This is a genomic window from Actinoplanes sp. NPDC026619, from assembly GCF_040638295.1.
Taxonomy (GTDB): Bacteria; Actinomycetota; Actinomycetes; order Mycobacteriales; family Micromonosporaceae; genus Actinoplanes.
In genome coordinates, this window is record NZ_JBEZYA010000029.1 from 101214 (window position 1) to 113295 (window position 12082).

Annotated in this window: 1 protein-coding gene (running past one end of the window); it reads left to right on the plus strand. The window is 72.4% G+C overall.

The features are described from left to right. Nucleotides 1–12082 carry part of the coding region annotated (locus AB0E90_RS42175) for a non-ribosomal peptide synthase/polyketide synthase (RefSeq protein ID WP_360417939.1) on the plus strand (this coding region is incomplete at its 3' end). Its footprint begins 8116 nt before the window's first position, so 12082 of the 20198 annotated nt are shown.

Sequence of the window (12082 nt, forward strand, 5' to 3'; positions counted from 1 at the left end):
TGGGCGCCGCGCCAGGCATGGGGGTGTTGCAGTTCGCGTCGTTCAGCTTCGACGCGTCGGTGCTGGATCTGGCCGTGACCCTGGCGTCGGGTGCCACGTTGGTGATCGCTGATGATGCGCAGCGGGAGCAGCCGCAGTTGTTGGCCGGTCTGCCGGTGTCGGCGGCGAGTGTTGTGCCGTCGCTGTTGGCAGTGGTCGACCCGTCGGTGCTGCCTGATGTGGAGGTGTTGCTGGTCGGTGCGGAGGCGATCAGTACGCCGTTGGCGCGGACGTGGGCCTCGGGTCGGCGATTGGTGAACACCTACGGCCCGACCGAGGCGACGGTGATGGTTGCCGCGGCACCGGTGGATCCGGATCGTGCAGGCGTGGTGCCATTTGGCCGTCCGATCGCGAACACGAAACTGTTCGTGCTCGATGACACGCTCGCCCCGGTCCCGGTTGGTGTGCCGGGGGAGTTGTATGTCGCCGGGGCGCAGCTGGCTCGTGGCTATGTGGGCCGTGCCGGCCTGACCGCTGAGCGGTTTGTGGCGTGTCCGTTCGGTGGGCGGATGTATCGCACCGGTGACCTGGTCAAGTGGGCCGCCGACGGTCAGCTGGTGTTCGTGGGCCGGGCCGACAACCAGGTGAAGGTGCGTGGTTTCCGGATCGAGCCGGGTGAGATCGAGTCGGTCCTGCTGTCCCACCCTGGCGTGGAGCAGGCTGCCGTTGTCCTGGTGGGGGAGCGGCTGGTCGCTTACCTGGTTGGCGGCGGGTCGGATCTGCGCGGATACGTGGGACAGCGGCTGCCGGAGTACATGGTGCCGGCGGCGTTCGTGGCGTTGGAGCAGTTGCCGTTGACGGTGAACGGCAAGTTGGATCGTGCGGCGTTGCCGGCGCCGGAGTTCGGTGCTGGTGGTGGGCGGGGTCCGGTGACGGTGCAGGAGGAGATCCTGTGCGCGGTGTTCGCCGAGGTTCTCGGGCTCGACGGTGTCGGGGTGGAGGACAACTTCTTTGACCTGGGTGGGCATTCGCTGCTGGCGGTGTCGTTGGTCGAGCGGCTGCGTGAGCGTGGTGTGTCGGTGTCGGTGCGGGCGTTGTTCGAGGCGCCGACTCCGGCCGGCCTGGCCGCCGCCGGTGTCACCCAGGCGGTCGAGGTTCCGCCGAACCTGATTCCCGATGGGGCACAGCAGATCACCACCGACATGCTTCCGCTGGTTGAGCTCACGGAGGCTGAGCTGGCGAACGTCGTGGCGTCGGTGCCCGGGGGTGCGGCGAACATCGCCGACATCTACCCGCTGGCTCCGCTGCAGGAGGGCCTGCTCTTCCATCACCTGCTCGCCGGCGGCACGGACGACGCGTACGTCATCTTGCGGTTGCTTGATTTCTCCTCGCGCGAGCGGTTGGACACCCTGACCGCGGCGTTGCAGCAGATCGTCGACCGGCACGACATCTACCGCACCTCGATGGTGTGGGAGGGGCTGCGCGAGCCGGTGCAGGTGGTCTGGCGGCATGCCGAACTGGCGGTCGTGGAGCACGACGTGGACGGGGCGGAGGCGCTGCTCGCCGCGGCCGGCACGGTGCTGGACCTGCACCGTGCCCCGCTGATGGACCTACACGTCGCCCGTCGCGCGGACGGTGGCCGGCACGGCCTGCTGCGCATGCACCACCTCGTGCAGGACCACGTGGGTATGGACGTGCTGATGCTCGAACTGCGGGCCATCATGGGCGGTCGTCCCGCGGACCTGGCGCCGGCCCTGCCGTACCGCGCCTTCGTGGCGCAGACCCGGGCGGTGCCGAAGGCGGAACACGAGCGCTACTTCGCCGAGCTGCTCCGTGGGGTGACCGAAACGACCGCCCCGTTCGGCCTCATGGACATCCGCGGGGAGGGCACCGACCTGGTCGCCGCTGAGATCCCGGTCGACGAGGCGACGGTTGCCGGGCTGCGTGAGGCGGCGCGTCGGTTGTCGGTGAGTCCGGCGACGGTGCTGCATGTGGCGTGGGGCCGGGTGTTGGCGGCGGTGTCGGGTCGTGAGGATGTGGTGTTCGGGACGGTGTTGTTCGGCCGGATGAATGCCGGTGCGGGTGCTGATCGGGTGCTCGGTCCGTTCATCAATACGTTGCCGGTGCGGGTGTTTGCCGGTGGGGTGGGTGTGCGTGTCGCTGTGCAGGGGATGCGGGATCAGCTTGCCGGTTTGGTGGAGCATGAGCATGCGCCGTTGGCGGTGGCTCAGCAGGCGAGTGGGATCAGTCCGTTGTTCACGAGCCTCTTCAACTACCGGCACATCGCCAGTGCCGGCCCGGCTCAGCGCGGACCGCTCACCGCGGAGCGCACCAACTACCCGGTCAACATGAACGTCAACGACCTGGGCGAGGCGGGCATGAGCTTCACCGTCGAGGTGGCCGCCCCGCTGGATCCCGCTGCGGTCGGACGGCTGCTGTGCACCACGGTGGAGCGGGTGGTGGCCGCGCTCGCGGACGCCCCGGACACCGAGCTGCGCGCCATCGACGTCCTCGACGCTGCCGCCCGCGACCGGGTGCTGCACGGGTGGGCGGGTGAAGTGGGTGTGCCGCCGTCGGGGACGGTGGTGGAGGTTTTCGAGGAACAGGTGCGCCGGACGCCGGACGCCACCGCTCTGGTCTTCGGCGACACGCGACTGTCGTTCGCCGAGTTGGACGCGAGGGCGGATCGTCTGGCCCGTTATCTGGTCGGTCAGGGTGTCGGTCCGGAAAAGGTCGTCGCTCTGGTGCTGCCGCGGTCGGCGGATCTGATCGTTGCGGTGTGGGCGGTGTGGAAGGCCGGGGGCGCTTACCTGCCGGTGGATCCGGATCTGCCGAAGTCCCGGATTGATTACCTGTTGGCGGATGCGGCGCCGGTGGTGTCGTTGACCTCGATGTCGGTTGAGAACCCGCCTGCTATCGAAATGCGGCGATCAAAAGCCTCGAATGCCGCGTACGTGTTGTACACCTCCGGCTCGTCCGGGGCGCCCAAAGGTGTGGTCGTCGCGCACAGCGGGTTGATGAACATGTTCGTGCACCACCGCGCTGGTTACGCCGCGCAAGGTGGGCGGTTGCGGGCGGCCCTGAGCGCCTCGTTGTCGTTCGACACGTCGCTGGAAGGCATCCTGCTGCTGGCCGGCGGCCATGAGCTGCATGTGCTCGATGACGAGGTGCGCCTGGACCCATCGCGATTTGTCAGCTATGTCCGTTCAGAAAAGATCGACTTCCTGGATGTGACTCCCTCGTGGGCAGCCCAGCTGCTCCCGGCCGGTCTGCTGTCCGGCGACGGCCACCGGCCACGGGTCCTGGCCGTCGGCGGTGAAGCTCTGGAGAACACGCTGTGGCAGCAGCTCGCCGCCGTTGAGGGCACAGCCAGTTACAACCTTTACGGCCCGACCGAGTGCACCGTGGACGTCCTCGAAGCGCGGGTCAATGACTTCGCGCGTCCGGTGGTGGGTCGTCCGCTGGCCAACACCCGGGTGTTTGTGCTGGATGACGGTCTGTCGCCGGTGCCGATCGGCGCGGTCGGCGAGTTGTATGTCGCCGGCGCCGGGGTGGCTCGCGGTTATGTGGGCCGTCCGGGGTTGACCGGTGAGCGGTTCGTGGCGTGTCCCTTCGGCGGCCGGATGTATCGCACCGGCGACCTGGTGCGCTGGGCCCCGGATGGGCAACTCGAGTTCCTGGGGCGTGCGGATGCGCAGGTGAAGGTCCGTGGATTCCGGATCGAGCCCGGTGAGATCGAAGCGGTCCTGCTGGAGCAGCCGGGGGTGCGTCAGGCCGCGGTGGTGGTGCGCGAGGACGCTCGGCTGGTGGCCTATCTGGTGCCCGCCGGCATCGATGCTGCCGCCCTGAAGGCGTCGGTGGCGGCACGCCTGCCGCAGTACATGGTGCCGGCCGGTTTCGTCGGCCTGGACCGGTTGCCGCTGACGGTGGCCGGGAAGCTCGATCACCGGGCGTTGCCTGCCCCGCAGTACAGCAATGTCGTCGGCCGCGCCGCGAGCACGGTGCAGGAAGAACTGCTGTGCGCGGCCTTCGCCCATGTCCTGGGCGTCGACGCGGTCGGTGTCGACGACAACTTCTTCGACCTGGGCGGGCATTCGCTGCTCGCGGTGCGGTTGATCTCGCGGATCCGGGCCACGCTGCAGGCGGAGCTGCCACTGCGGGCGTTGTTCGACACCCCGACCGTGGCCGGGATCGCCGCCAGGCTGGACGTCGGCAACACCCAGACGCCGCTACGGGCGATGACCCGCCCCGAACGCGTCCCGCTGTCGTTCGCGCAACGCCGGCTGTGGTTCCTCGCCCAGCTGGAAGGGCCGAGCGCCAACTACAACCTGCCGACCGTGATCAGGATGTCCGGCCGCCTGGACGTGCCGGCGCTGGCCGCCGCGCTGCGCGACGTCATCGCCCGGCACGAGGCCCTGCGCACCGTCTTCCCCGCCGTCGACGGCGAGCCCTACCAGCTCATCCGGCCGGTTGCAGATCTCGAATGGGACCTGGAGGTCAGCGACGTCGACCCGGCCGGTCTCGCCGAGGCGGTGGCCGACGCCACCCGTCTGCCCTTCGACCTCGCCGCGGAGGCGCCGATCCGGGCGTGGCTGTTCCACACCGGCGGCGACGAGCACGTGCTGCTGCTGGTGGTGCACCACATCGCCAGCGACGGCTGGTCCGACGGCCCGCTCGAGCGGGCCGTGACGGCCGCCTACGCCGCACGCCGCCGCGGACAGGCGCCCGACTGGGCGCCGCTGCCGGTGCAGTACGCCGATTACGCCCTGTGGCAACGGGAACTGCTCACCGACGAGGTGCTGACCCGGCAGGTCGACTACTGGCGCCGGGCGCTGGCCGGTGCGCCGGAGGAGCTGCCGTTGCCGGTGGACCGGCCCCGCCCGGCGGTCGCGAGCCACCGCGGGCACCGGGTGCCGTTCGAGGTGCCGGCCGCCGTGCACCGCCGCCTGGTCGAGCTGGCCCGAGCGGAGGGCGTCACCCCGTTCATGGTGTTGCAGGCGAGCCTCGCGACCCTGCTGTCCCGGCTGGGTGGCGGCACCGACATCACGATCGGCTTCCCGGTCGCCGGCCGCACCGACGAGGCCCTCGACGACCTGATCGGCTACTTCGTCAACACCCTGGTCATCCGCACCGACCTGGCCGGTGACCCGGAGTTCCGCGCGGTGCTGCACACCGTGCGGGAGGCCGCCCTCGGGGCGCTGGCCCACCAGGACGTGCCGTTCGAGCGGCTGGTCGAGGAACTGGCGCCGGCCCGGTCGCTGGCCCGGCACCCGCTCTTCCAGGTGGTGCTCACCCTGCAGAACACCGACGCGGCGCCGCAGGCCCCGTCGGCACGATCCGGCACCGGCCAGGTCACGCCGGTGTCCGTCCGCTGCGACCTGGACCTGATGATCGGTGAGACGGTCGACGAGGACGGCCGGCCGGCCGGACTGCACGGCGCGCTGATCGCGTCGGCGGACCTCTTCGACCCGGCGACCGCGGAGCGGCTGGCCGCCCGGTTCGCCGTAGTGCTGGACACGCTGACGGCGGCGCCGGAGGTCCGGCTGCACGCGGTGGACGTGCTCGGCGCGGACGAGCGGGAGCGGGTCCTGCGGACCTGGAACGCCCCGGCCGTGCCGGCGCCGGCCGGCACGGTGGCCGGGCTCATCGAGCGGCGCGCGGCGACCACGCCGGACGCCGTGGCGGTGACCGCCGACGGCGCCGAGATGACCTACGCGCAGCTCGAGGCCCGGGCGAACCAGCTGGCCTGGTTCCTGCGCGGTCAGGGCGCCGGCGCCGAGACGGTCGTCGGGCTGCGGCTGCCGCGCGGCGCCGACATGGTGGTGGCCGCCCTCGCGGTGTGGAAGGCCGGTGCGGCGTACCTGCCGATCGACCCGTCGCTGCCGGCCGAGCGGATCGCCTACATGGTGGCGGACAGCGGGGCACGACTGGTCGTGGACGCGGACACGCGATGGGACGACTTCCCGGACACCGCCGCCGATACCGCCGTCGACCCGGCCGGGACCGCCTACGTCATCTACACCTCCGGCTCGACCGGCCGGCCGAAGGGCGTCGCGGTCACGCACGCCAATGTCGTCGGCCTGTTCGCCGCCACCGAGGGCCTGTTCGACCTGGGCCCGGACGACGTGTGGAGCTGCTTCCACTCGTTCTCCTTCGACTTCTCGGTGTGGGAGCTGTGGGGCGCCCTGGCGCACGGGGCCACCGTCGCCGTCGTGCCCTACGAGGTGTCCCGGTCCCCGCGCGACTTCGCCGGGTTCCTGGACCGCGAACGGGTGACGGTGCTGAGCCAGACCCCGTCGGCCATGTACCAGCTGCTGGCGGTCGACGAGTTCCGGCCGGGGGCGCTGCGGCTGATCGTCTTCGGCGGGGAGGCGCTGGACCCGGCGCGGCTGGCCGGCTGGTGGCCGCGCTGCGCCGGCGGCGGCCCGCGCCTGGTCAACATGTACGGCATCACCGAGACCACGGTCCACGTCACGCACTGGGAGGTGCCGGCGGACGCCGGCGTGGCCAGCGTCATCGGCCGCGGCCTCCCGGGCCTGGCGACCTACGTGCTGGACGACGGCCTGTCCCCGGCGCCGGTGGGCGTGGTCGGCGAGCTCTACGTGGCCGGTTACGGCGTCGCCCGCGGCTATGTGGGCCGGCCCGAGCTGACCGCGGCCCGGTTCGTGGCCTCCCCGTTCGGCGCCGGCGAGCGCATGTACCGCACCGGCGACCTGGCCCGATGGGACGCGGACGGGCGGCTGGTGTTCGCCGGCCGGGCCGACGCGCAGGTGAAGATCCGCGGTTTCCGGATCGAGCTCGGGGAGATCGAGTCGGTGCTGCTGGCCCACCCGGGCGTGGCGCAGGCCGCGGTCCTGGTCCGCGAGGACACCCCCGGCGATCAGCGGCTGGTCGCCTACCTGGTGCCGGCGGCCGGCGCCACCGAACTCGCCGGCGTGCTGCGGGAGACGGCGGCCGAGCGACTGCCGGACTACATGGTGCCCGCGGCGTACGTCACGCTGGCGGAGCTGCCGGTCACCGCGAACGGCAAGCTGGACCGCAAGGCCCTGCCGGCGCCCGAGCACACCACCACCGCGGGCCGTGGTCCCGCCTCGGTGCGCGAGGAGCTGCTCTGCGCGGCGTTCGCGCAGGTGCTCGGCGTGGACCGGGTCGGGGTGGACGACAGCTTCTTCGACCTCGGCGGGCACTCCCTGCTCGCGGTGCGACTCATCTCCCGGATCCGGGCGGTGCTGCACGTCGAGCCGGCCCTGCGGGACCTGTTCGAGGCGCCGACCGTGGCGCGGCTGGCGGCCCGGCTGGCCACCGCGGACACCGGCCGGATCCGGGCCGGACTGAAGCCGGGGGCGCGTCCCGAGCGGGTGCCGCTGTCGTTCGCGCAGCGCCGGCTGTGGTTCCTCGCCCAGTTGGAAGGGCCGTCCGACACCTACAACATCCCGATGGTGCTGCGGCTCGGCGGCGACCTGGATGCGACCGCGCTGGAGGCCGCGCTGCGCGACGTGATCGGCCGGCACGAGCCGCTGCGGACCGTGTTCCCGGCCGCCGACGGCGAGCCGTACCAGCGCATCCTCGACGTCGCCGAGCTGGACTGGCGGCTGGCGGTCGAGCAGGTTGCCGAGGACGAGCTACCCGGGGCGGTCGGCCGGGCCGTGGCGTACGCCTTCGATCTGTCGGTGGAGGCCCCGGTCCGCGCCTGGCTGCTGCAGGCCGGTCCGCAGGACCGCGTGCTGGTTCTCGTGGTGCACCACATCGCCGGCGACGCCTGGTCGATGGGCCCGCTGGCCCGCGACGTCTCGGCCGCCTACGCAGCCCGGCTGCGCGGTGCCGAGCCGGCCTGGGTACCGTTGCCGGTGCAGTACGCCGATTACGCCCTGTGGCAGCGCGAGCTGCTCGGCAGCGAGTCCGACCCGGACAGTCTGCTGGCGGCGCAGGTCGGATACTGGCGGTCCGCGCTTGCCGGGGCGCCGGAGGAGCTGCCGCTGCCCTACGACCGGCCGCGCCCCGCCGTGGCCGGTCACCGCGGTTACAACGCCCCCTGGCGGTTGTCCGCCGACGAGCACCGGCGGCTGGCCGACCTGGCCCGCGCCGAGGGCGTCACGCCGTACATGGTGCTGCAGGGCGCGCTCGCCGTGCTGCTGTCCCGGCTCGGGGCCGGCACCGACATCCCGATCGGGTCGCTGATCGCCGGACGCACCGACGAGGCGCTGGACGACCTGGTCGGCTTCTTCCTCAACACCCTGGTCATCCGTACGGACCTGGTCGGCGACCCGGATTTCCGGCAGATCCTCGCCCGCGTGCGGGACGTGGTGCTGAACGCCTCGGCGCATCAGGACGTGCCGTTCGAGCGGCTGGTCGAGGAGCTGGCGCCGGAGCGGTCGCTGGCCCGCCACCCGCTGTTCCAGGTGGGCCTGACGCTGGAGAACACCGAGCGGGCCGCGGTGGACCTGCCCGGGATCCGCACCGGCCGGGCGGGCGTCGCGAACGAGGGCCCGGTGCCGGCGTCGGCGAAGTTCGACCTGGACGTGGCGGCCCGCGAGGTCGTCGACGAGCAGGGCCACCCGGCCGGCGTCCGCGGGTCGCTGACCGTCGCGGCCGACCTGTTCGACCCGGCCACCGCCGAGCGGCTGGCCGGCTGGCTGGTCCGGGTGCTGCGGCTGCTGATCGCCGATCCGGGCTTGCCGCTGCACGCGGTCGAGCTGCTCGACGCCATCGAGCGCGACCGGATCCTGCTGGGCTGGAACGACGCGGCCGGGCCGGTTCCGGGCGCGACCGTGGTGGAGCTGTTCGAGCAGCGGGTGGCGGCCGACCCGGACGCGCGGGCCGTGGTGGCCGACGCGGGCTCGCTGTCCTACGCGGAGCTCGACGCGCGGGCCGATCAGGTGGCCTGGGCGCTGCGGCGGCGTGGCGTCGGAGCGGAGTCGCTGGTCGCGCTGAGCCTGCCGCGCGGCGCCGACACGGTCGCCGCGATCCTCGGGGTGTGGAAGGCGGGCGCGGCGTACCTGCCGGTCGACCCGGCCCTGCCGCTCGACCGGGTCGAGTTCATGCTGGCCGACAGCGGGGCGCGGCTCCTGCTCACCAGCCGGGCGGCCGGCGGCGCCGCGGGCGGTGTGGCCGGGCTGCCGGTGGCGTGGCTGGACGATCCGGAGCTGCTGGCGGATTGCCCGCGCACCCCGGTGGGCGTGCCGGTGGAACCGTCCGGGCTCGCGTATGTGATCTACACGTCGGGGTCGACCGGCGTGCCCAAGGGCGTCGCGGTGTCGCACGCCGGGGTGGTGAATCTGGCGGCCGCACAGATCGACCGGTTCGCGGTCGACGCGTCCGCGAACGTCCTGCAGTTCGCCTCGATCGGGTTCGACGCGGCGGTGTCCGAGATGGTGATGGCGCTGTGCTCCGGGGCGGCCCTGGTGACCGCATCGGCCGGCGAGCTGGCGCCCGGCGCGGGGCTGGTGGAGCTGATCGACCGGCACCGGGTGTCGCACGTGACGCTGCCCCCGGCGGTGCTCGCCGTGCTGGACACCGGCGACCTGGCGTCGGTGACGACGCTGGTGTCGGCCGGTGAGGCCCTGGACCGGGCCCAGGTGGACCGCTGGTCGGCCGGCCGGCGGCTGATCAACGCGTACGGCCCGACCGAGACCACGGTGTGCGCGTCGATGTCGCAGCCGCTCGCCGTGGGCGCGGCCCCGTCGATCGGCGGCCCGATCGCGGGCAGCCGGGCCTTCGTGCTCGACGACGGCCTGCGCCCGGTGCCGGTGGGCGTGCCCGGTGAGCTGTACGTCGCCGGCGTGGGGGTGGCCCGCGGCTACGTGGGCCGGGCCGGGTTGACCGGGCAGCGGTTCGTGGCGTGCCCGTTCGGTGGCGGTGAGCGGATGTACCGCACCGGCGACCGGGTGAAGTGGTCCGGCGACGGCGAGCTGGTGTTCGTCGGGCGGGCCGACGACCAGGTGAAGGTGCGCGGCTTCCGGATCGAGCCGGGTGAGATCGAGGCGGTGCTGGCGGGTCATCCGCAGGTGCGTCAGGCGGCGGTCGTGGTGCGTGCGGGCCGGCTGATCGCGTACGTGGTGCATGACGGGGTGGATCTGAAGGCGTTCGCTGCTCAGCGGTTGCCGGAGTACATGGTGCCGGCGGTGTTCGTGGAGCTGGACGAGCTGCCGTTGACGGTCAACGGCAAACTCGACCACCGTGCCCTGCCGGCGCCGGAGTTCGTGGCCGGTTCGGGCCGGGCGCCGGCCACCGTGCCGGAGGAACTGCTCTGTGCCGCCTTCGCCGACGTGCTCGGCCTGGACGCGGTCGGCGTGGACGACCGATTCTTCGACCTGGGCGGCCACTCGCTGCTGGCGGTGCGACTGATCTCGCGGATCCGCACCGTCCTCGGTGCGGAGGTGCCGTTGCGGGCGCTGTTCGAGGCGCCGACCCCCGCCGGACTGGCGGCGTGGCTGGCCGCGTCGGGCTCGGCCGCGGCCCGGCCGGTGCTGCGGGCCGGTGCGCGCCCGGAGCGGGTGCCGTTGTCGTTCGCGCAGCGCCGGCTCTGGCTCATCGCCCAGATCGAGGGGCCGAGCGACACCTACAACATCCCCACGATGCTGCGGCTGACCGGCGACCTCGACGTGGGCGCGCTGGATGCCGCGCTGCGCGACGTCATCGCCCGGCACGAGCCGCTGCGAACGGTCTTCCCGACCGCGGACGGCGAGCCCTACCAGCGGATCCTCGACCCGGCCGGGCTGGACTGGGCCCTGCAGGTGCACGGGGTGAGCACCGATGACCTGCCGGCCACGGTCGCGCAGGCCACCCGGTACGCGTTCGATCTGGCTACCGAGGTGCCGATCCGGGCGTGGTTGTTCGAGTCGTCCGGCGGCGAGCGGGTGCTGGTGCTGGTCGTCCATCACATCGCGGGGGACGGCTGGTCGATGCGGCCGCTGGCGCGCGATGTGTCGGTGGCATACGCGGCCCGGGCGCGCGGTGAGGCTCCGGAGTGGACGCCGTTGCCGGTGCAATACGCGGATTACGCCTTGTGGCAACGCGATGTGCTGGCCGAGGAGATGTCGGGTCAGCTGGATTACTGGCGTGGAGCGTTGGCGGGCCTGCCGGAAGAGGTGGCGTTGCCGTTCGATCGGGTGCGGCCGGCGGCGGCGAGTCATCGGGGTTTCACCGCGTCGTGGCGGGTGCCGGCGGAGGTGCATGCGCGTCTGGTGGCGGTGGCCCGGGCGGAGGGTGTGACGCCGTACATGGTGCTGCAGGCCGCTTTGGCGGTTTTGCTGTCGCGGTTGGGTGCGGGCACCGATGTGGCAATTGGTTCGCCGGTGGCCGGTCGTAATGACGAGGCGCTGGACGATCTGGTCGGTGTTTTCCTGAACACCTTGGTCATTCGTACGGATCTGTCGGGTGATCCGGAGTTCCGCCTGGTGTTGGCGCGGGTGCGTGAGGCGAGTCTTGGTGCGTTCGCGCATCAGGATGTGCCGTTCGAGCGTTTGGTGGAGGAGTTGGCGCCGGCGCGGTCGTTGGCCCGGCATCCGTTGGTGCAGGTCGTGCTGACCATGCAGAACGCCGGCGATGCTGTGCTGGAACTGCCGGGTGTGCGGGCCGGCTCCGGCGGAGACGTGGTCGCCGGTGTGGCGGAGGCCCCGGCGAAGTTCGACGTCTGGTTCGCCGCGGGGGAGGCGTTCGACGACACCGGCGCCCCGGCGGGCCTCGGCGGCGTGGTGACGGTCGCCGCGGACCTGTTCGATGCCCCGTGGGCGCAGCGCCTCGGCGGCTGGTTCGCCCGGCTCCTCGACGTGCTGACCGCCGGCCCGGAGACCCGCCTGCGCGAGGTGCCCCTGGCCGGCGCGGCCGATCTCGACCAGCTGGTGCACGGCTGGAACGACACGGCGGCGCCGTTGCCGTCGTCGTCGGTGCTGGCGTCGTTCGAGCGGCAGCCGGCGGATGCGGTGGCGGTGGTGGCCGACGGCTCCCGGTTGACCTTTAGCGAGCTGGACGCCGCGGCGAACCGGATCGCTTGGTGGCTGCGCCGTCAGGGCGTGGGCGCGGAGTCGGTGGTGGGGTTGGCGTTGCCGCGGGGCGCGCAGATGATCACGGCGATTCTGGGTGTGTGGAAGGCCGGTGCGGCGTA